Source organism: Saccharopolyspora galaxeae (assembly GCF_016526145.1).
Classification (GTDB): Bacteria; Actinomycetota; Actinomycetes; order Mycobacteriales; family Pseudonocardiaceae; genus Saccharopolyspora_C; species Saccharopolyspora_C galaxeae.
The window spans coordinates 533868-557214 of record NZ_JADDUE010000002.1; the positions used below are offsets into that span (position 1 = coordinate 533868).

The following is a 23347-nucleotide window of genomic DNA, read 5'->3' on the forward strand; positions in this document are numbered from 1 at the left end:
CAGGAGTGACAACGATGTCGCTGACCGTGCAACAGCATCGCGCACAGGTGGGGCTGCAGGACGGCTCGTTGTTCGTGGACGGCCAGTGGCGGCAGGCCCGCTCCGGCAAGACGTGGACGCATCTGCACCCGGCGACGCAGGAACCGGTGGGTACGTTCCCGGTCGCCGATGCCGAGGACGTCGACGAAGCGGTCCGCGCCGCGCGCCGCGCCTTCGACGAAGGGCCTTGGCCGAACCTGCCAGCCGGGCAGCGCGTGAAAATCCTGCACCGCTACGCGGATCTGCTGCGCGAGAACGCCGACGAGCTGCGCGGGCTGCAAGCGCTCGACAACGGAGTTCCGCTGTCGTTCGGCAACGTCTACGCGGCTTCGGTGGACGCCGCCGCGGACGTCTTCGACCACCACGCGGGCTGGATCGACAAGGCCGGTGGCGAGACGCTGCCCGGTTATCAGGGCGGCGAGCACCTCGCGATGACGCTGCGGGAACCGATCGGCGTGGCCGCCGCGATCCTGCCGTGGAACGCGCCTTTCCTGCTCTACGCCCAGAAACTCGCTCCCGCGCTGGCGGCGGGCTGCACGGTCGTGCTCAAACCGTCCGAGTACGCGACGTTCGTCGTGCTGCGGATGGTGGAACTGCTGGCCGATGCCGGTGTGCCGGACGGCGTGGTCAACGTCGTCACCGGCACCGGCGAACCCACCGGCGGAGCGCTGATCGGCCACGAGCTGGTGGACAAGATCAGCTTCACCGGCAGCCGCGAGGTCGGCAAGCGCATCGTCGAGGTCTCCGCGGCCACGCTGAAGCGGGTTTCGCTGGAACTCGGCGGGAAAAGCCCCGCCATCGTCTTCCCGGACACCGACGCCTCGCTGGCCGGGATGACCGCGATGGGCATGGTGACGCTCGGGTTGTCCGGGCAGGGATGCGTGGTGTGCAGCAGGGCGCTGGTGCACCGCGACGTCTACGACGAGTTCCTGACCGCGGCCGAGATGATCGCGGGTTCGGTCACCTACGGCGACCCGTTCGACCCGGCCGTGCTCTCCAGCCCGCTGATCAACGACAAGCAGCTGAACCGGGTGCTGAGCTTCGTCGAATCCGGCAAGCAGGACGGCGCCCGGCTGATCAGCGGCGGCGATCGGCCGGACGGCGAACTCGGTGCCGGGAACTTCGTGAACCCGGCGATCTTCGCGGACGTGGACAACAAGATGAGCATCGCCCAGCAGGAGATCTTCGGGCCGGTGCTCTCGGTCGTGCCGTTCTCGGACGAGGACGAAGCCGTGCGGCTGGCCAACGACACCGAATACGGCCTCGGCGCGGGCGTTTTCACCGCGGACGCGCAGCGCGCGTTCCGGGTCTCGCGCAGGTTGCGCGCCGGGACGGTCGGCATCAACGGGTTCCAGGTCGAGCCGCACCTGCCGTTCGGCGGATACAAGCAGTCCGGGCTGGGCCGGGAAGGCGGCCGCAGCTCCTTCGAGTCCTACACCGAAGTCAAAACGGTGCTCATGCCGTTGACCGACGAGATGATGTGAGTCCCGTTATGGCGCGTTTGCAAGGAAAGACCGCGATCATCACCGGCGCGGCGAGGGGTCAGGGCGCGGCTGCGGCGCGGCGCTTCGTCGCGGAGGGCGCGAGCGTGCTGCTCGCCGACGTGGCCGACGAGCCGGGCAAGGCGCTGGCCGACGAACTCGGCGAGAACGCGCGCTTCGAGCACCTCGACGTGTCCGAACAGGACGAATGGCCGGTCGCGGTGCGGGCGGCCGAGTCCGCGTTCGGGCCGGTCGACGTGCTGCTCAACAACGCCGGAGTGCTGCACTTCGCCGAACTCGGCGAGACCGCGCTGGCCGACTACGAGCGGGTCGTGCGGATCAACCAGATCGGCACCTTCCTCGGGATGCGCGCGGTGCTGAGCTCGATGCCCGCGGGCGGCTCGATCATCAACGTGTCCTCTGTGGAGGGCCTGGGCGGGATGCCGTTCACGATCGCCTACACCGCCAGCAAGTTCGCCATCCGCGGGATGACCAAGGTCGCCGCGATGGAACTCGGCGAGCGCGGCATCCGGGTGAACTCGGTGCACCCCGGGATGATCGACACCGACATGGTGCGCAGCTTGGGCGGACCCGAGATGAACGACCACGTCGGCGCCCGGGTCGCGCTCAAGCGGGTCGGCCAGCCGGACGAGATCGCGCAGCTGGCGGTTTTCCTCGCCAGCGACGAAAGCTCGTACTCCACCGGCGCCGAATTCGTCGCCGACGGCGGCGCCACCGCCACGCACTCGCTGTCCCGATAGCACTGCAACCCGCTGCGACGAAAGGCATCAGTGCCATCGCTCGACCCGTAGCAACGGACGCTTCGCAGGAGTCGTTTCAGTATGATTTTCGGTCTTGTCTTGTCAGCGGCGGAGCCGCTGAGCAGTGACCATGCAAGCAACCGGCACCGCGGCGGGTTCTCAGCGGCTTCCTCGCGAGGACAGCGATTTCGCCGCGTATGGGCATACGTCAGAAATCGATCCCGCAGCGAGGGAGCCGCTGAGGTTCCGCTACCCGACCCGCTACGCAAATCATTCTGAAAGAACTCCTTAGAAATCCTCTAGGTGGTGACCCGAGTTGGGTGTCGAAGTCGGGGTGCAGGGGCTCACGAAGTCCTTCGGCGCCCACCAGGTGTGGTCGGACGTGTCGCTGACGCTGCCGCACGGGGAGGTCAGCGCCATCCTCGGCCCGTCCGGAACCGGCAAGTCGGTGTTCCTGAAGTCGCTGATCGGGCTGCTGCGCCCGGACCGCGGCCGGGTCATGGTCGAAGACGTCGACATGTGCTCGTGTTCCGAGCGGGAGCTCTACGACGTCCGCAAGCGCTTCGGCGTGCTGTTCCAGGACGGTGCGCTGTTCGGCTCGATGAGCCTGTTCGACAACGTCGCCTTCCCGCTGCGCGAGCACACCCGCAAGTCCGAGGCGGAGATCCGCCGGGTCGCGTTGGAGAAGATGGAGCTGGTCGGCCTTTCCGGGGCGGAGGACAAGCTGCCCGGCGAACTGTCCGGCGGGATGCGCAAACGCGCTGGGCTGGCGCGGGCGCTGGTGCTCGAACCGGAGATCATCCTCTGCGACGAGCCGGATTCCGGGCTGGACCCGGTGCGCACCGCTTACCTCTCGCAGCTGCTGATCGACCTGAACGCGCAGATCGACGCGACGATCCTGCTGGTCACGCACAACATCGACGTGGCGCGCACGGTCCCGGACAACATCGGGCTGTTCTTCCGCGGCAAGCTGGTGCTCTTCGGCGCTCGCGAGGTGCTGCTGACCAGCGAAGAACCGGTGGTCGACCAGTTCGTCAACGGTCGCCGCGCGGGGCCGATCGGGATGAGCGAGGAGAAGGACTCGGGGACCGTGGCCGCCGAGCTGGCCGGGCTGGACGCCACGAGCGCGCCGGCCCCGCGCACCGTCGTCCCGCAGCTGACCCCCGGCCCCGGGTTGCCGGAGCGGATCGCGGTGCGCCGCCGCAAGCAGCGCATGATGCGCGACCTGAACGCCTACCCGCCCGCGGTGCGCGAGCAGGTGCTCGCCGGGTTGTCCGACGCCGAACGCCGCGAGTGGGGCGCCCCGCCGCGGCCTGGCCCCGGTGATCGCCCATGAGTTCTCCCGGTGCCAGCCACCGCGTCCCGCTGCGCGCCGCCTTCGTCGAAGTGGGCCGGTTGGCGACGCTGTCCTGGGAGGTGCTGCGCGCGATGCCGCGGCGGCCGTTCCAGGTGCGCGAATGGGTGCAGCAGGCCTGGTTCTTCGCCAGCGTGACGATCCTGCCGACCGCGATGGTCGCGATCCCGTTCGGCGCGGTGATCGCGATGCAGCTGGGATCGCTGACCCAGCAGATCGGCGCCCAGTCGTTCACCGGTGCGGCCAGCGCGCTGTCCATCCTGCAGCAGGCGAGTCCGCTGATCACCGCGCTGCTGGTGGCGGGCGCCGGTGGTTCCGCGGTGTGCGCGGACATCGGCGCGCGCAAGATCCGCGACGAGATCGACGCGATGGAAGTGCTCGGCATCTCCGCGATCCAGCGGCTGGTGGTGCCGCGGGTGCTCGGCGCGATCTTCGTGTCGGTGCTGCTCAACGGCCTGGTCAGCGTGGTCGGCGTGGTCGGCGGCTACTTCTTCAACGTGGTGCTGCAGGGCGGCACGCCCGGCGCGTACCTGGCCAGCTTCAACGCGCTGGCGCAGTTGCCGGACATCTACGTCAGCGAGCTCAAGGCGCTGATCTACGGGTTCGTGGCCGGTGTGGTCGCCGCCTACCGCGGGCTGAACCCCGCCGGCGGCCCGAAGGGCGTCGGCGACGCGGTCAACCAGGCCGTGGTGATCACCTTCCTGCTGCTGTTCGCGATCAACCTCGTGATCACCGGCATCTACCTGCAGCTGGTCCCGCCGAAGGAATTGTGAGCGATGGCCGCGACCGAGCAGTACCTGCCGCCGCCGACGGCCTGGCGCCGCCGGCTTTCCCTGCTGGTGTCCAAACCCGGTGACGCGATGGCCGGGCTGGGCTGGCAGCTGTCGTTCTACCTGCGCGCACTGGCGTTGTTCCCGTTGACGTTGCGCAAGTACCCGCGGGAGACGGGCAGGCTGCTGACCGAGGTGATGTTCGGCAGCGGCGCGCTGGCCGTCATCGGCGGAACGCTCGGCGTGATGATCGGCATGACGGTGTGCACCGGCGCGATCGTCGGGTTGCAGGGCTATTCCTCGCTGGACCAGCTCGGCACGTCCGCGCTGACCGGGTTCATCGCCGCCTACTTCGACACCCGCGAGGTCGCGCCGATGGCCGCGGGCCTGGCGCTGTCGGCGACGGTCGGGTGCGGCTTCACCGCGCAGCTGGGCGCGATGCGGATCTCCGACGAGATCGACGCGCTCGAAGTGATGGGGGTGCGCACGGTGCCGTACCTGGTGACCAGCCGGGTGCTGGCCGGGCTGGCCGCGGTGATCCCGCTGTACGTGGTGGGGCTGCTCGGCTCGTACTTCGCGTCCCGCGAGATCACGGTGCTGTTCTACGGGCAGTCGGCCGGTACTTACGACCACTACTTCCACTTGTTCCTGCCGCCGCAGGACGTGCTGTGGTCGTTCGGCAAGGTGCTGGTGTTCAGCCTCGTGGTGATTCTGACGCACTGCTATTACGGCTACACCGCCAGCGGCGGGCCGGCGGGTGTGGGGACCGCGGTCGGCCGGGCGGTGCGCACCTCGATCGTGCTGGTGGCCGTGCTCGATTTCTTCCTGAGCCTCGCGATCTGGGGTTCTACGACCACGGTCCGGATCGCGGGTTGACCGGGGAACGAGGAGTGTCCGATGAGGACTCGTGAACACCGCGGCCGGCGCCGCTACCAGCTCTACGGGCTGGTCTTCCTGCTGGTCTCGGCGTTGTTCTTCGCCGCCATGGTCGGCGTTTACCAGAAGGCGTTCACGCCGGTCGTGCCCGTCGCGCTGCACACCGACCGCGTCGGCAACCAGATGCGCGAAGGCGCCGACGTGAAGGTGCGCGGCGTGGTGGTCGGCGAGGTGCGTTCGGTGACCTCCGGGCAGGGCAACGCGGTGCTGAACCTGGCGCTGCAACCGGGAATGGCCGCCGAGATCCCGGCCGGCGTCTCGGCGCGACTGCTGCCGAAGACGCTGTTCGGCGAGCGCTACGTCTCGCTGCAGATGCCCGAGAAGAACTCCGGTGCGCATCTGGCCAGCGGTGACGTGATCGGCCAGGACCGCAGCGAGGCCGCGATGGAGATCGAGAAGGTGCTCGGCGACCTGCTGCCGCTGCTGCAGGCCGTGCAACCGCAGGACCTCGCGGCGACGTTGAACGCGGTGTCGCAGGCGCTGGACGGGCGCGGTGAGCAGCTCGGCCAGACCGTGCGGGACCTGGACACCTACCTGGCGAAGTTCAACCCGCAGCTGCCGCGCCTGGAATCGGTCATCGACCGGGTCGACGACGTCGCGCGGACCTACCACGAAGCGGCCCCGGACCTGCTGCGCGCGATGAACGACTTCACCACGACGAGCAAAACCGTTGCACAGCACCAGGATCAGCTCCAGCACCTGTGGCAGGCCACCAACGTCACCGCGGTGAACGCGACCCGGTTCCTGGAAGCCAACCAGGACAACATGATCCGGCTCGCCTCCGACTCCCGGCAGACGCTGGAGCTGTTCGGCCGCTACGCGCCGCAGTACAAATGCGTGCTCGACCAGGTCAACGACAGCATCCCGCTGGCGGAGAAGGCGTTCGGCAAGGGCGATCCGGTGCCGATGCAGAAGGTGACCATCGAGGTCACCGGCAGCCGCGGGAAGTACCTGCCGGGCACCGACTCCCCGGAGTACAACGACAGCCGCGGCCCGCGGTGCTACCCGTGGGTCGAGCCGCCCGCCCGCTTCCCGCAATACCCGCCGGGCGGGGCGCTGAAGGACGGTTCGACGCATCCGCCTCCGCCGCACGGTCCCGGTGAGCAGCTGCCTGCCGGAGGCGAGGCCGCGGCTCCCGCGTCCACCAGCCCGCAGTCGGCCGGAGGGAGCGCGGGCGGCCCGCTGGAACCCAACTCACCCGCGGAACGCGACCTGATCGCCGCGCTGCAGGCACCGTCGCTGCACCGGCAGCCGAGCGAGGTGCCGGAGTGGAGCAGCTTGCTCGTCGGCCCCGTCTACCGCGGAACGGAGGTGCAGCTGCGATGAGGGGACTGACCGGGCCGCTGCTGAAGCTGATCGCGTTCACCGTCGTCACGGTCGTGCTCACGGCGCTGCTGGCGATGACCGTGGCCGCCTCCAACGTCGGCGGAACTTCCTCCTACGGCGCGAAGTTCGCCGACGCGTCCGGAATCGGCGAGGGCGACGAGGTCCGCATGGCCGGAGTCCGCGTCGGGCAGGTGTCCTCGCTGGAGGTCGTCGACGGCACCCGCGCACTCGTGCGCTTCGAGGTCGACTCCGCGCGCAAGCTGCCGACGAGCACGGTCGCCACCGTCAAGTACCGCAACCTCGCCGGACAGCGTTACCTCGCGCTGGACGCGGCGATGTCGCCGGGCAAGCCGGTGCTGCCGGCGGGCGGCACGCTGCCGGTGAGCCAGACCCGGCCCGCGCTGAACCTCACGGCGCTGTTCAACGGGTTCCGCCCGCTGTTCCAGGCGCTGCAGCCGCAGGACGTCAACAAGCTCTCCGGCGAGCTGATCCAGGTGTTGCAGGGCCAGGGCGGCACGATCGACAGCATCCTGCAGCACACCGCATCGCTGACCGCCACGATGGCGCAGAAGGACCAGGTGATCGGGCAGGTCATCGACAACCTGAACGCGGTGCTCGGGCAGGTCAACTCCCGCGGCCCGCAGCTGTCCGAACTGATCACCTCGCTGCAACGGCTGGTCAGCGGGTTCGCCGAGCAGCGCGAACCGATCGGTGAGGCGGTCGGCGCGCTGGACGAGCTCACCAACACCACGGCCGGCCTGCTCGAGCAGGCGCGGCCGCCGCTGAAGCAGGACGTCTCCGCGCTCAAGGACCTCTCGAAGGGCCTCAACGCCGGACTGCCCGGCCTGGAGCACGACCTGCAAACGCTGCCGAACCGGCTGGATTCGCTGACCCGCACGGTCAGCTACGGAAGCTGGTTCAACTTCTACCTGTGCCAGATGAACGGGACGGTCGGCATCGCCGGTCTGGACGTCACCGCGCAGGTGCTGCCGCTGCCCCTGACCGAGACGGCGACGAGGTGCCAGTCATGAGCACACCACTGCGGGACCGCGACCAGGCGACCGTCGGGATCGTCGCCCTCGGGCTGCTGATCACCGCCTGCCTGGTGGCGTTCTTCGCCAAGGACCTCCCGCTGATCGGCGGGGGCACCACCTACTCGGCGCGGTTCACCGAGTCGGCCGGGCTCACCGCGGGCGACGAGGTCCAGCTCGCGGGCGTGAAGGTCGGCGAGGTCAGCGACGTGCGGCTGGAACGTGATCGAGTGCTGGTGCACTTCACCGTCGACGACGCGCGGGTCGGCGACCGCAGCCGGGTGTCGTTGCAGATCAAAACGCTGCTGGGGGCGAAGAACCTCGCGTTGCAGCCGCAGGGCAGCGCCGAGCAGGACCCGGACGAGACGATCCCGGCCTCGCGGACCGAGGTGCCGTTCGACATCCCGGACGCGCTGGACGAGCTGACCCGCACCACCGAGCGGATCGACACCGACCAGCTCGGCCGCAGCTTCCAGGTGCTTTCCGAGACCTTGCGCGACACCCCGCAGCACTTGGGCGGCGCGGTCGACGGGCTCTCCGCGCTGTCGCGCACGATCGCTTCCCGCGACCAGCAGCTTTCCGAGCTGCTGCACAACACCGCCGGGGTCAGCAAGGTCGCCGCGGACCGCAACGAGCAGGTCCGCAAGCTCGTCGAGGACGGCAACCTGCTGCTCGCGGAACTGCAGCACCGCAAGGAGTCGATCAGTTCGCTGCTGCGCGGCACGCAGGCGGTCTCCACCCAGATCCGCGGCATGATCGCGGACAACCAGGCGGACCTGAACCCCGCGCTGCGCGAGCTCGAGAACGTCACCTCGATGTTGCAGCGCAACCAGGACAACCTCGCGAACACGATCGCCTCGCTCAAGCCGTACGTGACCGGCTTCAACAACACCGTCGGCAACGGGCGCTGGTTCGACGGCTACCTCTGCGGGCTGCTGCCGCCTTCGGTCAGCGCCGGTCCGCTGCAGGTCAATCCCGAGGGCTGCGATCTCGCGCAACAGCAAGGATCGGGGGGCGGACGATGAACACCGCGACCGCGCGGCATCCCGCGGCCACGGCGCTGATCGCGTTCGGCTGCGTGCTCGCGCTGCTGATCAGCGGCGGGCTGTGGTGGGCGTTCCGGAACCCGGACCTGCGCATCACCGCCTACTTCGACCGGGCGGTGGGGCTCTACGAGCACTCGTCGGTGCGCGTGCTGGGCGTCGAAGTGGGCCAGGTGGATTCGGTCGTCCCGGCAGGCGGTCAAGTGCGGGTCGACATGACCGTCGACGAGGGCGTGGCCGTCCCGGCCGGGGCGAAGGCCGTGATGGTCGCGCCGAGCCTGGTCAGCGACCGCTACGTGCAGCTGACCCCGGCCTACACCGACGGGCCGACGATGGCTTCCGGTGCGGTGGTGCCGAAGGACCGCACCATGACGCCCGCGGACCTCGACGACCTCTACCGCAGCGCGAACGCGCTGTCCCAGGCGCTCGGGCCGAATGGCGCGAACAAGCGCGGGGACCTGTCGAACCTGCTGGACACGGCCTCAGCCAACCTCGACGGCAACGGGGAGAAGCTGAACGGCACGATCCAGCGGCTCGGCGAACTGTCCGGCACGCTGGAGCATTCGCAGGGCGACCTGTTCGCCACGGTGGACAACTTGAACGAGTTCACCGCGACGCTGGCTTCCAGCGACGCGCAGGTGCAGGAGTTCTACGGCCGGATCGCCGATGTTTCCGGTTTCCTCGCCGACGAGCGGCAGCAGACCGCGGCTTCGCTGAGTTCGCTGGCCACCGCGCTCGGCGACCTGGAGGGCTTCGTCCGGGACAACCGGGAATCCGCTTCGGCGAACGTGCACAACCTGGCCGGGGTCACCCAGGCGCTGGTGGATCAGCGCGAAGCGCTCGGTGAGGTGCTGGACATCGCGCCGACCGGGGCCAGCAACTTCATCAACGCCTACGACGCCGCGTCCGGTTCCGTCGCGGTGCGGGCGAACATCAACGAGCTGACCAATCCGCCGGTGCTGATGGTCTGCAAGCTGCTGGAGCACTCCACGCCGCAGCAGGTCCCGGAGGATCTGCGCAAGGCGTGCGGTGAGTTGGCGCCGGTGCTGGACGGCACGCTCAAGCTGCCGTCGGTGGGCGAGACGGTGCACCACCTCGGCCAGGGCCAACTGCCGCCGCTGCCGTTGCCGCTGGCCGCGAACACGCCCACCGGGGGCGCCCCGGCCGCGCCGCCGAACGGGGGGCCGTGATGCGACGCCTGCTGGTCTGCGCGCTGGTGACGCTGCTGCTGTCCGGCTGCGGGACCTCGCTGTACGAGGCCCCGCTGCCCGGCGGTGCCGATCTGGGCGATGAGCCGTACCGGGTGCGCGTGCACTTCGCCGACGTGCTGGATCTGGTGCCGCAGGCCGGGGTGAAGGTCAACGACGTGACCGTCGGCAAGGTCGAGAAGATCGGGCTGGCCCCGGACAACACGACCGCGGTCGCCACCCTGGCGGTCAACGGCGACATGCGGCTTCCCGGCAATGCCGAGGCGCGGCTGCGCCAATCCAGCCTGCTGGGCGAGAAGTTCGTCGAACTCGCTCCGTCGGCGAACGAACCGGCGCGCGGTTCGCTGCGCGACGGCGCGGTGATCCCGCTGGAGCGCACGAACCGCAACCCGCAGGTGGAGGAGGTGCTGGGCGCGCTGTCGCTGCTGCTCAACGGCGGCGGAGTCGGCGAACTGCGCGGCATCGTCGACGAGCTGAACACCGCGATGTCCGGCAACGAGCCCAGAATCCGCTCCATGCTGTCCAGAGTGGACGAAGCGGTCACCCGGTTGGACGGGCAGAAGCAGGACATCACCCGCGCCCTGGACGGGCTCAACCGGCTCTCGGCCGACCTGCGCGCGCAGACCGGTGACCTGGTCGCCGGGCTGGACGGGCTGTCGCCGGGATTGCGCACGATCGAGCAGCAACGCGACCAGCTGGTGGCGATGCTCCAGTCGCTGGACCGGTTCTCCGGGGTTGCGACGCACACCATCGATGCCAGCCAGGAAGATCTCGTCGCGGATCTGCGCGCGTTGGAGCCGACGCTGCGCGAGCTCGCCAAGGCCGGCGAGGGATTGCCGAAGGCGATCGGCTACCTGGCCACCTACCCGTTCCCGGAGGAGGCGATGCACCCGCTCAAGGGCGATTTCGTGAACGTGGACGTGGACCTGGATCTCGACTTGACCAGCGTGCTCGGGAATCTCTCCAACAGTTCCGGGCCGCTGCTGCCGCTGCCCGGGCTCAACGACGCGGCGCCGCAGGCACCGCAGGGGCCCGGCCGGTCCCCGGTTCCCGGCCTGCCTCCGGACTCGGCTCGGCCGGGACAGGCTCCGCCGCCCGGTCAGTCCGGCGGATTGCTCGACCACCTGCTCGGGGGGAAGTGATGTTCAGCCGAGGCACCAAGATCCGGCTGGGGTTGTTCCTGGCCATCGCGGTCATCGGGATCGGTTTCACCGGTGCCCGGTACGCGGGCGTGGACCGGTTGTTCGGCGGCAACGGTTACGCCGTCACCGTGAACATGCCCGATTCCGGCGGGGTTTTCGTCAATTCCGAGGTGACGTACCGCGGCGTGGCGGTCGGCCGTGTCACCGCGCTGCGGCTCACCGACCGCGGAATGGCCGCCGACCTGCACATCGAGAACGGAACACCGCCGATTCCCGCGGACGCGCGGGCCGCGGTGGCGAACCGCTCGGCGGTGGGCGAGCAGTACATCGACCTGCGCCCGGACGACAACCGCGGGCCGATGCTGGCGGAGGGTTCGGTGATCCCGGTCGAGCGCACCGAGTTGCCGCCACCGCCGGAGTCCCTGCTGGTGAACCTGGACAACCTGGTGACCAGCGTGCCGCTCGACTCGTTGCGCACCGTCGTGGACGAGACGGGGAAGGCTTTCCAAGGCACCGGCCCGCACTTGCAGCAGATGCTGGACAGCACCAGTTCGCTGGTCAAAGCGGCCGATCGGAACCTGCCGCAGACGACAGGGCTGCTGGACAACTCCGATGTGGTGCTGCGGACCCAGCAGCAGGAAGCGGACCGGATCACCGGTTTCAGCAAGGGTTTGCGGGACATCTCCGGGCAGCTCAAGAGCTCCGACCCGGACCTGCGGCGGCTGATCAACGCAGCGCCGCCTGCCGCGCAGGAGGTGGACGAGTTGCTGCGCACCAGCCGTTCCGGTTTCGAGAAGAGCACGGCGAACCTGCTGACCACCATGCAGCTGCTGGAGGTTCGCACGCCCGCGCTGGAGAACATGCTCGTCGCGCTGCCGATCATGTCGGCGGCCAGCCACAGCGCGCAGGACGGCGATGGGCGGGGACATCTGGGCGTGGTGCTGAACTTCTTCAACCCGCTCGCGTGCGAGAAGGGCTACGAGGGAACCCAGCGCCGTCCCGGCAGCGACACCACACCGGCCCCGACCAACCGCGACATCGAGTGCCAGGAACCTCCGGGCAGCCCCACGAACGTCCGCGGCTCCGCCAACGTGCCGCGCGCCCCGATCCCCGACGCGGTAGCACCTCCCCAACAGGGCCAGCCGCCACTACCGTTCCCGCTCAACTGACCGGCTTGCCGGGAACCTGCGCCGGTTCAGAACGGAACCGTTCGGCCAGAACGGCCCGCTCACTCGGGGTGAAGCCGATGCGGAACGGCCGGGCAGCATGGGTGGCTGCCCGGCCGAACGCGCCGAGATCGGCTCAGTTGTTGAGGTCGCGGCAGGCGGCCTCGGGAGCCGCGGCGGAGCCGGCCGTATTGCACTTGACCGAGGTCGCGTTGTCCAGCGGGCCGTACTCGCGGAGGCGCTCGTCGCCGATCCAGAACTCGATGGTTTCGCCGGTGACGGGCTCGAATTGGTCCTGCTGACCGGCCGCCACCTCAGCGCGCCGGACTTCGCCGTTGTCGTCGATGAGCTTGTAGGTCAGGGTGTAGTCGCCCTGGTTGTCGATCAGCACCTGGCTCGGCGACCCCGGGCTCGCGGCCGCCATACCGGTGGCTCCGACGACACCGGTGACGGCCAGCAGGCCGCCGATGATCCCGCGCTTCGCAGCGGACATCTTCATGATCACGCCTCCTTGAACTCGATACATCCAGGAAAATGCGGTCGCGACCGTAGAACCTCACCGCGACCACCCGCACCGCCGAAGCACGGCCGTTTCCCCAGGTCACAGCCCACCTCCGGGAACATCCGGGAAAATTCCGGGGGTGCCGTGCGGGATTTCCCGCGCGAATCAGATTCGGTGGGAGGGACGGACCTCTTCGCCCCGAGAGATCGGTCGAAGGAGCCCTTCACTCGGAAACCCCGCCCGGGTTCGCGCACGTCCCGTTCTGAGTGAACAGCCTGTTCGTCCAATCCATTCGGACGAACGGTCCGTTCGCTCGGGAAGGAAGGGTGCGGGGGCGCGCCGGGGAGGAGTGGCGTGCCCCCGCGGGCCTCCGTCGCGCGGCGCCGTGTCGGGGCTGGGCGTCGCGGCGGGCAGGAGGCCGTCCTCGGGGCCCGGCGGCGGAGGGGCGGGAGAGCCGCTCGGGCCCGAGGAAGTTCAGGGATCAGCCGAAGAATCCGGTGATCTTCGGGAGTTCGCTGCGCAGCACCGCGTTGCAGGCTTCGCAGGTGGGAGCCCGGACCCAGTCCAGTTCGGGCACCTCGGCGGCCAGCTCTACTTCGGTTCCGCACACCGCGGTCGCCTCGGTCTGCCCGCACCAGCGGCGCCCGCGGAAGGCGTGTCGCACCACATCACCGCTCGGACGCCAGAAATGCCGCGCGGACTCCTCAGACATCGCAGGCATCCAGGCACTTCCGGCACGCATCGCGGTCGAACTCCCCGTCCGGACACTCGCCACGCCGCAGATGCAGCGGCCCGTACACGAAAACCCCGCACACCGCCGGCAAAACGCCCCCATCCGTCCGCCGCACCGCGTGCCAGAACGAATCCACCGGCCCACACGACGCCGCCCACACTTTGACCGCTGCTTCCACCACGCAGACCTCCTCTTGTCGCGGCCCGTATCGCCGCGGTTCCGCACTCAGAAACCGGATTATCCAGTACACGTACTGTCACATACTTAACCAAGTACGGGTACTGTCATAGATGATCACGATCAGGTGATTCGAGGTGTCCGCGTACTGCGTCTTAGGCTGATCACATGACGCTGCGACGGTTGATGCTGGGCAAGAGCCTGGAAAGGTGGCGCGAGAGTGCCGGGGTCACGCGCGCCGACATCGCGGCCGAACTCGGCTGCACCCCTGACCGGGTGCGCCACTTGGAGAGCGGCCGCAATACGCCGTCCCGACCGGACCTGATCGTGATGTGCTCGGTCTACGGCGTTCCGGAAGATGAACGCGAAGTTCTGCTCACGACCCGGTCGGAGGCTCAGAAACCAGGCTGGTGGCAGACCCACCGCCTGCCCAAGTGGCTCGCGAACTACGTGACCTTGGAGTCCGAGGCGACACGGGTCCGCAACTGGGAAGCCGAGCTGATCCCCGGCCTGCTGCAAACCGAGGCGTACGCGCGTCGGGTGGCCATGGGCGATCCGTCCGCATCGGATGCCGAAGTGGACAAACGGGTCGCGGCCCGGATGCGTCGCCAGGATCGGCTCACAGCGAAGGACGACCCTCTGAATCTCGTGGCGGTGGTATCCGAATCGGCTATTCAACGGTGCGCAGCAGAGCGCGACCTCGCGGACGACCAGTTGGCCCACTTGATCAACGCCGCGAACCTGCCGCACGTGTCGATCCGCGTCATGCCAATGGATTCGGGGATTCACCAGGCCATGGCCGGTGGTTTCGTGCTGTTGAACTTCCCTGCGGATACCTGGCCGGAAACCGGACACCAGGAGTACAACGTCGGCGGCCACCTGGTGGACGACCACGAGGCGGTGCAATCGCTCGCTACGCTGTTCGACGGGCTGCAAGAACGCGCGCTGTCGGAGCACGACACGGCGCACTTGCTCGCGCAGTACACACGTTGATCCGAAAGCGAACGAGCATGGACCTCACACACGCCCAATGGCGCAAATCCAGCCGCAGCTCAGCACAAGGCCAGTGCGTCGAAGTTGCGACGAACATCCCGGGAGTCTGCGGCATCCGGGACAGCAAGGAACCTGGTGGACAAGCCCTGGTGTTAGACGCAGCCAGGTTCGGCGACCTCATCCGGTCAGTGAAGGCCGACCGGTTCGACAGCTAGGTGAACCGGCAGTTCCAGCCTCACGTCAGCGCTCAGCACTGGCGACTCCGTCGAGCTGCTGGGCAGCTACGCGCAGAAGTTGGAAGGGGAGAGAGCATGACATCAAGCAAGATCACCGGGTGGCGTACCAGCAGCCGCACAAGCGCGACCCAAACCTGCGTCGAAGTCGGCGGCGCTCCGGGCATCGCGGGAGTGCGGGACACCAAGGACCGCGACGGCGGCGCCCTCCGCATCACGTCACCACGATGGAGCGACTTCATCAGCGCGATCAAGTCCGGTAGATACGAATACTGAGAGTTTCGTTCGCAGGAGGTGCAGTGGGGGAGCCGTACCGCATCGGTTCGCAGAAGCCCGGCGACCTCGAAGTGGCGAGCTGGAAGCGGCAACTGCGGACCGGGCATCAGCAACGGCAAGATCAAAGTCGCGAGGCCGAAGAGCAAGCCGACGCGATCCGCGCCTTCGAGCTTGTAGTCGTGCCCGGCCTCGTGCAGACGGCGCACTACGCTCGTCACGTGTTCAGTACGTCTGCTGAACTCCAGCAAGTACCACAGGACACCGATGCCGCCGTCCAAGTACGCCTCGAACGGCAGCACGCGCTGTACGACTCGGCGAAACATGTGGAGCTGCTGATCGCGGAATCGGCCCTGCGCTACTTCGCGTGCCCGGCCCACGATGTTGGCGCAGATCGACCGGCTGCTGGCGCTGTGCAAGCAGGGGGCTCTGCTTGACCATGCCCGATCGACGCTGGCCAGACGAACTCGCGACCGGCGAACTGCGGCTCCAGCTAGATTTTCTTCAATTCCTACGGCAGACTGCGGTCGGCAAAGTCGCCGGGCTCACTCACACACTCGCCGCCGCGGCACCGCTCGCCACTTCACCCCACACGACCGCGCTCGGTGTGATCAAGCACCTCACCGCCGTGGAACGGTACTGGATCTCGATCACCGCTGCGGGCGCCGACCTGCCCTCCCTGTGGAAAGGCAGCCCGGACCCCTCGTGGAACCTCTCCGACACCGACACACCCCAGACGGTCATCGCCGCCTATCAGGCGGAGTGGACCCATTCCGCCGACGCGGTTGTCGACAAAGGACCGGATGACCTGGCGGCGGACGGCCAACGAACCATCCGGTGGATCATGGCTCACGTCAACCAAGAAACCGGCCGACACGTCGGCCACCTCGACCTCCTGCGTGAACTCGCTGACGGCGAAGTCGGCGAGTGACCCAAGATCACAAGGTGCGGCTGCCGTATTGGTGACAGCGACGTTGGCGCAGGTTTCGCAAGCGATCAAGGCCGGTCACTGCGACCGTTGATGAGCTGATCGGCCCGTTAAGCCCGATCCGGTCGGCGCTGCGGCGGCGTCATCCGATCACTCACCGGCTGCTGCGTTCGGTTGATCACTCCGTCTTGTGCGCCGTGGAGGGCTTCTCGGGCGGCATACTCGGCGCATGCGGGAATCGGATGAGGACCGAGCCAAAACGCACAACTCGATCTCCGCCGAGTCCAGGGGACCGACGGTGCAAACCGGCTCGGCGCGCGACATCTACTTCGGCAGGCCGAGCGGCCCGGTGAAGTGGATCGGCATCATCCTGGCCTGCGCCTTGGCCGTCGTCATCGTCCTGGCCGCGGTCGATCGGTTCGGTCGTGGCGAGGACGGTGTCCCGGCCGCCGGGCAGCCGAGCTCGGGCACCGCCAACTCGGGAATCGCCGCGGTCCGTTCCGAAGGCAGGGTCGATCTCCGCAACGTGAACCTCGACCTGAAACCGCCGAACATCCAGTCCGACGGGTCCCAACGCAGCGTGTGGGCCAGCGGCATCGATCCCCACGGCGAGGCGGGGGAGCCCGAATTGCACGGACTCGGCCCGGGAACCTCCAACACCCCACCCACCATCGCTGCGTGGAACGGTCCTGACGACCCGAACCGCCAGCAGTGCGCGGACCGGATCGGCAAGCAGGGTGCCGCGAAGTTGACGCTCACCGACTCCAGCCGGTTCTGCGTGCGCACCGCCGGCAACCGGATCGCCTACATCGACGAGGTTTCGTTCGATCCGGCCAAGAACACCGTCACCGCATTCGCGAGAGTCTGGGAGAGCACCGGCAGCTGAGCCGGTTCAGCCCGCGGCGGAACCGGCCAACCCGAGCAGATCCTCCAGCCGCTCCCGGTGCCGTCGCGGCGTGCCGAACAGGTGGGTCGCGGAGTGCGCACGTTTGAGGTGCAGGTGGGCCTCGTGCTCCCAGGTGATGCCGATGCCGCCGTGCAGCTGGATTCCTTCGGCGGCCACGTCGGCGTAGGTCTCGCAGCAGAAGGACTTCGCCATCGCCGCGAATTCCGCGGCGCGGTCGTCGCGGGTGGCCACGGCCCAACCGGCAGCTTGGGACAGCGACCGGGCCGATTCGACCGCCACGAACAGGTCCGCGAGCCGGTGTTTGACGGCCTGGAACGAGCCGATCGCGCGGCCGAACTGCTCGCGCACCTGAACGTAGGCGACCGTCTCCTCCAGCCATCGCGTGGCGGCACCGACGTTCTCGGCGGCGAGCGCGGCGGCGGCGACGTCCAGGCAGCGGGTGAGCGCCGGTGCGGCCTGGCCCTCGGCTCCGATCAGCCGAGCGGACGTTTCGTGCAGGTGCAGCTCGGCCATCGGCCGGGTCAGGTCCATCGGGGCGGAAGCGGCCGGCTCCGCGGCGTCCACTTCGAACAGTGACAGCCCGTTCTCCGTCGCCGCTACGACCAGGACGGCATCCGCCTGCGCCCCGTCCAGCACGAAGCTCTTCTCACCGGTCAGGTGCCAGTTTTTGCCGTCACGGCGCGCTTTCGTGGCGCACGTCGAAGTGCTCCACCAGCTCTGCGGCTCGGCCCACGCGAGCGCGACCACCCGCTCACCCGAGGCGATCCCGGGCAGCAGCCGGGAGCGCGCGTCCGCGTCGTCGGTGGCCAGCAGCAGTTCCGCGCTGATCACCGCGCTGCCCAGGAACGGACCGGCGACGAGCCGCCTGCCGAGTTCTTCGGCGACGATGCCGCTTTCCACCAGGCCGCAACCGATCCCGCCGAACTCCTCGGGCACGCTGAGCCCGGCCGCGCCGATCTCACCGGCCAGCCGCCGCCACAACTCCGTGTCGTGCTCGGCGATCGACGCCTCCGGATCCGGGATGTGCGGCCCGCCGCCGCGGTCCACCAGCGCGCGGACTGCCCGCCGCAGGTCTTCCTGCTCCTCGGTGAACGCGAAACGCATCGGATTCCTCTTCGAACTCGGGATTTGGGAGGTGGTTTGCGCAGGTGGTCGCCTGGGCTCGCGGCGGTGCCGGGTGGCCGTTAGCAAGCGGCCGACGCCGCACCTACGCCCCGACCGGCGCGGTTTCACCCGCGGCCAACGCAGCGGCGACCCGTCGCCGGTGCCAGGTCGTGGTGCCCCACGCCGCGTGCAGCGCCGTGGCCTTGGTCGACCACAGGTGCAGATCGTGCTCGGCGGTGTAGCCGATGGCGCCGTGCACCTGCAGCGCGATGCGGCCCGCGAAGTACGCGGCGTCCGAGGCGGCGATCTTCGCTGCCGAAATGTCCCGGGAACGGTGCCGGGGCTCGGCGAGGCAAGCTCCGTGCACCAGCGGCCGGGCGAATTCGAGCCGCACCGCCACGTTCGCCAAGTGGTGCTTGACCGCCTGGAACCGCCCGACCGGCCGGCCGAACTGGTGGCGTTCCTGCACGTACCGGGTGGACATGTCGAGCAGCCGCTGCCCGATGCCGAGCAGCTGCGCCGCGCAGCCGAGCGCGCCGAGGTCGAACGCCTCGGCGACCTGCGCGCCCGGAACCGGCTCACCAGCGGATTCGATCGTCCACAAGCGACGGGCCGGGTCGATGGAGTGCTGCGCCACCGCATCCGGCCGTTCCGCGACCGTGGCGCGCTCCCCGTCGCACTGGAACACCGCGTCGGCGGCGTCGGCGTCCAGCGCCCGCGGCACGTGCTCGGTGAACGTCGCGGTGCCGACCGCGTTGCCGGAAGCGATCCCGGGCAGCCACCGCTCGGCCGCGGCGGTGTCCGCGAGCAGCGCAGGCACGACGGCGATCGACTCGACGCACGGCCCGGGAAGTCCGGCGCGCCCGAGCTCTTCCAGGCAGGTCACCAACTCGACCGGCCCGAGGCCGAGACCGCCGAACCGCTCCGGAACGGCGACCCCGCACAACCCCATCTCGCCGAGCTGCGCCCAAATCCGGCGCCACGGAGCCGCGTCGCCCGCGGCCCAGCTGCGCGCGATCGCCGCGCCGTCGCCTGCGTCGAACAACGCGCGCAACGCCTCGGCCATGTCCTGCTGTTCGGTGGTGCGGGTGAACCTCAACGCGGCTCCCTGGGCAGGCCGAGCACGCGCTCGGCGATGACGTTGCGCTGGATCTCGTTGGTGCCCGCGTAGATCGGCCCGGCCAGCGCGAACAGGTAGCCGTCCGGCCAGGCGCCGCCCTCCGGTGCGGCGGGCGATCCGGCGGTGAGTTCGGCGTCCGGCCCCAGCAGGTCCATCGCCGCCTCGTGCAGCGCGATGTCCAATTCGGACCAGAAGACCTTGTTCATGCTGGACTCCGGCCCGACCGGGCTGCCCGCGAGGACCTTCGTGACGGTCTCGAAGGTCGCCAGCCGGTAGGCGCTCGCGCCGATCCAAGCGTCGACCACCCGGTCCTGCAGCTGCGCGGCACCGTTCCACGACTCGACGAGCCGCTGCGCCGCGGCGAGGAACCTGCCCGGGCTGCGCAGCGACAACCCGCGCTCGCTGCCGGTGGTGCTCATCGCGACCCGCCAGCCTTCGCCGACCTCGCCCAGCACGTCGGAGTCCGGCACGAAGACGTCGTTGAGGAAGATCTCCGCGAACGCCGGCTTGCCGTCGATCCGCCCGATCGGCCGCACCGTCACGCCCGCGGCGTCGAGCGGGAACAGGAAGTACGTCAGCCCGCGGTGCCGCTCGGCATCGGGATCGCTGCGGAACAGCCCGAACGCCCGGTCCGCGAACGCGGCCCGCGAACTCCACGTCTTCTGCCCGGACAACCGCCAGCCGCCCGGCACCCGGCGCGCTCGGCTGCGGATTCCGGCCAGGTCGCTGCCCGCTTCCGGCTCCGACCAAGCCTGCGCCCAGACGTCCTCGCCGGAAGCCATCCGCGGCAGGAAGCGTTCCCGCTGCTCGGCCGTGCCGTGCTCGAACAGCGTCGGCGCGAGCAGGAAGATCCCGTTCTGCCCGACCCGGCCGGGCGCGCCCGCGGCGTAGTACTCCTCCTCGAACAGCAACCACTGCACCAGCGAGACGTCCCGGCCGCCGAACTCGACGGGCCAGGACACGACCGAGAAACCGGCCGCGTGCAGGGTCTTCTCCCACTGCCGGTGCGCGGCGAAACCGGTTTCGGTCTCCAGCGACGGCAGCGGTTCGGCGGGCACGTTCGCCCGCAGCCAGGTGCGCACCTCGTCGCGGAAGGCGAGGTCTTCGGCGGAGAACGTCAGATCCACGGCAGCCTCCCCGCGCTCACTCGGCGGCGCGCTTCATGCTCTTGGCGTCCATGCCGCTGAGCGAGTCCTGCTCGACCTCGGCGTTGTGCGCGTGCGCCAGGTGGTGCAGCCCGAACGCGGAATCGAGCCCGCTGTGCCGCCCCATGAGGTCTTCGGCCTGGTTGACGGCCTTCTTCGCCAGCGCCAGCCCGAACCGCGGCATCGCGGCGATCTCGCCGGCCAGTTCCAGCGAGGTATCGGTCAACTGCTCGCGCGGGACGACCCGGTTGACCATCCCCACCTCGTAGGCCCGCTGCGCGCTCATCCGCTTGCCGGTGAACAGGAACTCCTTCGCGATTCGCGGCCCGAGCACCCACGGGTGCACGAAGTACTCCACGCCCGGAATGCCCATCCGCACCACGGGATCGGCGAAGAACGCGTCCTCGGCGGCCACGATCACGTCGCACACCCACGCCAGCATCAGGCCACCGGCCACGCACGCGCCGTGCACGCTCGCGACGACGGGTTTCGGCATGTCCCGCCACCGGCGGCACATTCCCAGGTAGACCTCCTGCTCGCGGGCGAACCTGGACTCGCCGCCCGCCTTGTCGGTGTGGCCCCACCACAGGCCCGCGCGGCGCTCGTAGTCCACGTCGACATCGCGGCCCGGTGAGCCGATGTCGTGCCCGGCGGAGAAGTGCTCACCCGCTCCGGCCAGCACGATGACCTGGACCTCGTCATCGGCGCAGGCGCGGTAGAAGGCGTCGTCCAGTGCATAGGTCATCGCGGAGTTCTGCGCGTTGCGGTAGTTCGGCCGGTTCATCGTCACGACCGCGGTCGGACCGTTGCGCTCGTAGCGCACGACCGGTTCCTCTTCGGCCATCGTCACCCTCCTCTTCCGGGAGTCGCGCCGTCGTGCTCCGAGGTTAGCGAAACTAGCAAGTGCTTGGTAGGCTTCGTTTTCCAGCGGGGGTGTCCAGCGGGCTCAGAACCGCTTTCCAGCGGGCTCAGACCGCGATCGGCCGGAGGTGCTTCGGATGGATCTCACCGACAGCGCGCAGGAAGCGGCGTTCCGCCGGGAAGTGCGGGAATGGCTCGGCGACAACCTCACCGGCGAGTTCGCCCGGGCGCGGGGGCTCGGCGGACCGGGGCGCGAGCACGAAGCGTTCGACGTGCGGCTCGCCTGGGATCGGCACCTGGCCGCGGCGGGCTGGACCTGCCTGGGCTGGCCGGAGGAGTTCGGCGGCCGCGGCGCGTCCATCGCCCAGCAGGTGATCTTCCACGAGGAGTACGCCAAGGCGGGCGCGCCGGTTCGGGTCGGGCACATCGGCGAGGAGCTGATCGGTCCCACGATCATCGCGTTCGGCACCGAGCAGCAGCAGCGGCGGTTCCTGCCGCCGATCGTGGGCGTGCGGGAGCTGTGGTGCCAGGGCTACTCCGAGCCCGGCGCAGGGTCCGACCTGGCGAACCTGTCCACCGCGGCGCACCGCGACGGCTCGGACTGGGTGGTGCACGGCCAGAAGATCTGGACCTCGCACGCGCACGTGGCCGACTGGTGCTTCCTGCTCGCGCGCACCGATCCCGCCGAGCGCAGGCACCGCGGGCTGTCCTACCTGCTGGTGCCGATGGATTCCGCGGGCATCGAGGTGCGGCCGATCGTGCAGCTCACCGGCACTTCCGAGTTCAACGAGGTGTTCTTCGACGGCGCGCGCACCGACGCGGCCAACGTCGTCGGCGAGCCCGGCGACGGCTGGCGGGTCGCGATGGGCACGCTCGGTTTCGAACGCGGCATCGGCACCGTCGACCAGCAGGTGGTGTTCCGCCGCGAGCTGGAAAGCATCACCGAGCTCGCCCGTTCCGGCGGTGCGCTGGACGACCCGGTGCTGCGGGACAAGATCAGCCGGGCCTGGATCGGCCTGGAGATCATGCGGTTCAACGCGCTGCGCACGCTGACCGGGGTCGCCGAGGGGACCGCGGGACCGGAGGCGTCCATCGCGAAGCTGTACTGGGCGAACTTCCACCGCGGGCTCGGTGAGCTGGCCGTCGAGGTCGCCGGTGCGTGCGGCCTGGTCGCGCCGGACGGCGAGCTCGACGAGCGGCAGCGGCTGTTCCTGTTCACCCGCGCCGACACGATCTACGGCGGTTCCGACGAGATCCAGCGCAACATCATCGCCGAGCGGGTGCTCGGGTTGCCGAAGGAGGCCCGGCCTTGAGAACACCGACCGAACCGGAACCGCACGGCCTGCTGGCGGGCAGGACCGCGGTGGTGACCGCGGCCGCCGGGACCGGCATCGGCTCCGCGGCCGCGCGCCGGATGATCCGGGAAGGCGCACGCGTCGTGATCAGCGACTCGCACCAGCGGCGGCTGGAGGCCACCCGCGCCGAGCTGGCCGAACTGTTCGGTGCCGAAGTCATCGCGGTGCCCTGCGACGTCACCGACGTCGAGCAGGTCGAGCACCTGCTGGACGCCGCGGCCGAGGCGTTCGGGCGGCTCGACGTGCTGGTCAACAACGCCGGGCTTGGCGGGACGGCGCCGATTCAGGACATGACCGACCAGCAGTGGAGCCGCGTGCTGGACGTGACGCTGAACGGCACGTTCCGGTGCACGCGGGCCGCGATCCAGCGCTTCCGAGATCAGGGCGGCGGGGGCGTGGTCGTCAACAACGCCTCGGTGGTCGGCTGGCGCGCGCAGGCCGGGCAGGCACACTACGCCGCGGCGAAAGCGGGCGTGATGGCGCTGACCAGGTGCGCGGCGGTGGACGCCGCGGAGTTCGGGGTGCGGGTGAACGCGGTGGCGCCGAGCCTGGTGATGCACGAGAACCTGGCGAAGGTGACCTCCGACGAGCTGCTGACCGAGCTGGAGTCCAAAGAGGCGTTCGGCCGCTCCGCCGAACCTTGGGAGATCGCCAACGTGATCGTCTACCTGGCCGGTGACTACTCGTCCTACCTCACCGGCGAGGTCATCTCCGCCAGCAACCAGCATCCGTGACACCCGCGCGCCCCCGGAGCGAACG

At 69.3% G+C, this 23347-nt stretch carries 25 protein-coding genes; 19 read left to right on the forward strand and 6 right to left on the reverse strand.

Translation table 11 applies throughout. The features are described from left to right. The first annotated feature begins 14 nt into the window (after positions 1 to 14). The 11 genes from INP57_RS06900 (at position 15) to INP57_RS06950 (ending at position 12260) form a co-directional block, all read left to right on the forward strand. Entirely contained in the window at positions 15 to 1523 is a 1509-nt protein-coding gene (locus tag INP57_RS06900) for an aldehyde dehydrogenase family protein (protein WP_200069178.1), read from the forward strand. Positions 1524 to 1531: 8 nt separating this feature from the next. Next, entirely contained in the window at positions 1532 to 2281 is a 750-nt protein-coding gene (locus tag INP57_RS06905) for a glucose 1-dehydrogenase (protein ID WP_200069179.1), read from the forward strand. A 316-nt stretch (positions 2282 to 2597) separates the two neighbouring features. Further along, positions 2598 to 3617, forward strand: a complete 1020-nt coding sequence (locus tag INP57_RS06910) for an ABC transporter ATP-binding protein (protein ID WP_200069180.1) — start codon at positions 2598 to 2600, stop codon at positions 3615 to 3617. Continuing rightward, entirely contained in the window at positions 3614 to 4408 is a 795-nt protein-coding gene (locus INP57_RS06915) for an MlaE family ABC transporter permease (RefSeq protein WP_200069181.1), read from the forward strand. The genes INP57_RS06910 and INP57_RS06915 overlap by 4 nt, the downstream gene beginning before the upstream one ends. A gap of 3 nt (positions 4409 to 4411) precedes the next feature. Then, the gene (locus tag INP57_RS06920) at positions 4412 to 5281 is read left to right on the forward strand and encodes an ABC transporter permease (protein ID WP_200069182.1); all 870 of its coding nucleotides are present in this window, start codon (positions 4412 to 4414) and stop codon (positions 5279 to 5281) included. A gap of 21 nt (positions 5282 to 5302) precedes the next feature. Further along, positions 5303 to 6667, forward strand: coding sequence for an MCE family protein (locus INP57_RS06925; RefSeq protein WP_200069183.1), 1365 nt, complete (start codon positions 5303 to 5305; stop codon positions 6665 to 6667). Beyond that, positions 6664 to 7698, forward strand: a complete 1035-nt coding sequence (locus INP57_RS06930) for an MCE family protein (RefSeq protein ID WP_200069184.1) — start codon at positions 6664 to 6666, stop codon at positions 7696 to 7698. Before INP57_RS06925 ends, INP57_RS06930 begins: the two co-directional genes overlap by 4 nt. Beyond that, on the forward strand, positions 7695 to 8723 hold the full coding sequence (locus INP57_RS06935; protein ID WP_200069185.1) for an MCE family protein: 1029 nt from the start codon (positions 7695 to 7697) through the stop codon (positions 8721 to 8723). Before INP57_RS06930 ends, INP57_RS06935 begins: the two co-directional genes overlap by 4 nt. After that, positions 8720 to 9931: an MCE family protein gene (locus tag INP57_RS06940; protein ID WP_200069186.1), complete on the forward strand. Its 1212-nt coding sequence runs from the start codon at positions 8720 to 8722 to the stop codon at positions 9929 to 9931. Before INP57_RS06935 ends, INP57_RS06940 begins: the two co-directional genes overlap by 4 nt. Beyond that, positions 9931 to 11091, forward strand: a complete 1161-nt coding sequence (locus INP57_RS06945) for an MCE family protein (RefSeq protein WP_200069187.1) — start codon at positions 9931 to 9933, stop codon at positions 11089 to 11091. The genes INP57_RS06940 and INP57_RS06945 overlap by 1 nt, the downstream gene beginning before the upstream one ends. After that, positions 11091 to 12260 carry an MCE family protein gene (locus INP57_RS06950; protein WP_200069188.1) on the forward strand — a complete coding sequence of 390 codons (1170 nt, stop codon included), beginning with the start codon at positions 11091 to 11093 and terminating at the stop codon, positions 12258 to 12260. Before INP57_RS06945 ends, INP57_RS06950 begins: the two co-directional genes overlap by 1 nt. A 133-nt stretch (positions 12261 to 12393) precedes the next feature. Here INP57_RS06950 and INP57_RS06955 read toward each other — a convergent pair whose 3' ends face one another. Both INP57_RS06955 and INP57_RS06960 read right to left on the reverse strand, forming a co-directional pair. Then, complete coding sequence (locus INP57_RS06955) at positions 12394 to 12756, reverse strand: hypothetical protein (RefSeq protein ID WP_200069189.1); 363 nt, start codon at positions 12754 to 12756, stop codon at positions 12394 to 12396. Positions 12757 to 13240: 484 nt separating this feature from the next. After that, the gene (locus INP57_RS06960; protein WP_200069190.1) at positions 13241 to 13471 is read right to left on the reverse strand and encodes a hypothetical protein; all 231 of its coding nucleotides are present in this window, start codon (positions 13469 to 13471) and stop codon (positions 13241 to 13243) included. Between the two features lie 366 nt (positions 13472 to 13837). Between INP57_RS06960 and INP57_RS06965 the strand changes: the two genes are divergently transcribed. The 6 genes from INP57_RS06965 to INP57_RS06990 all read left to right on the forward strand — a co-directional run bounded on the left by INP57_RS06965 (position 13838) and on the right by INP57_RS06990 (position 16982). Continuing rightward, a complete protein-coding gene (locus INP57_RS06965; protein ID WP_200069191.1) occupies positions 13838 to 14662 on the forward strand; it encodes a helix-turn-helix domain-containing protein in 825 nt (274 codons plus the stop codon). Positions 14663 to 14679: 17 nt separating this feature from the next. Beyond that, positions 14680 to 14877: a DUF397 domain-containing protein gene (locus INP57_RS06970; protein WP_200069192.1), complete on the forward strand. Its 198-nt coding sequence runs from the start codon at positions 14680 to 14682 to the stop codon at positions 14875 to 14877. A gap of 96 nt (positions 14878 to 14973) precedes the next feature. Continuing rightward, positions 14974 to 15171: a DUF397 domain-containing protein gene (locus INP57_RS06975; protein WP_200069193.1), complete on the forward strand. Its 198-nt coding sequence runs from the start codon at positions 14974 to 14976 to the stop codon at positions 15169 to 15171. 23 nt (positions 15172 to 15194) lie between these two features. Beyond that, entirely contained in the window at positions 15195 to 15605 is a 411-nt protein-coding gene (locus INP57_RS06980) for a Scr1 family TA system antitoxin-like transcriptional regulator (protein ID WP_200069194.1), read from the forward strand. A 2-nt stretch (positions 15606 to 15607) separates the two neighbouring features. Further along, a complete protein-coding gene (locus INP57_RS06985; protein ID WP_200069403.1) occupies positions 15608 to 16099 on the forward strand; it encodes a mycothiol transferase in 492 nt (163 codons plus the stop codon). Between the two features lie 226 nt (positions 16100 to 16325). Beyond that, on the forward strand, positions 16326 to 16982 hold the full coding sequence (locus INP57_RS06990) for a hypothetical protein (protein WP_200069195.1): 657 nt from the start codon (positions 16326 to 16328) through the stop codon (positions 16980 to 16982). 6 nt (positions 16983 to 16988) lie between these two features. Here INP57_RS06990 and INP57_RS06995 read toward each other — a convergent pair whose 3' ends face one another. The 4 genes from INP57_RS06995 to INP57_RS07010 form a co-directional block, all read right to left on the reverse strand. After that, positions 16989 to 18107, reverse strand: coding sequence for an acyl-CoA dehydrogenase family protein (locus INP57_RS06995; protein ID WP_200069196.1), 1119 nt, complete (start codon positions 18105 to 18107; stop codon positions 16989 to 16991). Positions 18108 to 18210: 103 nt separating this feature from the next. Further along, the gene (locus INP57_RS07000; RefSeq protein ID WP_200069197.1) at positions 18211 to 19206 is read right to left on the reverse strand and encodes an acyl-CoA dehydrogenase family protein; all 996 of its coding nucleotides are present in this window, start codon (positions 19204 to 19206) and stop codon (positions 18211 to 18213) included. Then, the gene (locus INP57_RS07005) at positions 19203 to 20354 is read right to left on the reverse strand and encodes an acyl-CoA dehydrogenase family protein (protein ID WP_200069198.1); all 1152 of its coding nucleotides are present in this window, start codon (positions 20352 to 20354) and stop codon (positions 19203 to 19205) included. The genes INP57_RS07000 and INP57_RS07005 overlap by 4 nt, the downstream gene beginning before the upstream one ends. Positions 20355 to 20370: 16 nt before the next feature. Then, positions 20371 to 21216 (reverse strand): enoyl-CoA hydratase, encoded by an 846-nt coding sequence (locus INP57_RS07010; RefSeq protein WP_200069199.1) that lies wholly within the window; start codon positions 21214 to 21216, stop codon positions 20371 to 20373. 154 nt (positions 21217 to 21370) lie between these two features. Here INP57_RS07010 and INP57_RS07015 point away from each other — a divergent pair, with 154 nt between their 5' ends. Both INP57_RS07015 and INP57_RS07020 read left to right on the forward strand, forming a co-directional pair. Next, a complete protein-coding gene (locus INP57_RS07015) occupies positions 21371 to 22546 on the forward strand; it encodes an acyl-CoA dehydrogenase family protein (RefSeq protein WP_200069200.1) in 1176 nt (391 codons plus the stop codon). Next, entirely contained in the window at positions 22543 to 23322 is a 780-nt protein-coding gene (locus INP57_RS07020; protein ID WP_200069201.1) for an SDR family oxidoreductase, read from the forward strand. The genes INP57_RS07015 and INP57_RS07020 overlap by 4 nt, the downstream gene beginning before the upstream one ends. Positions 23323 to 23347: the final 25 nt, after the last annotated feature.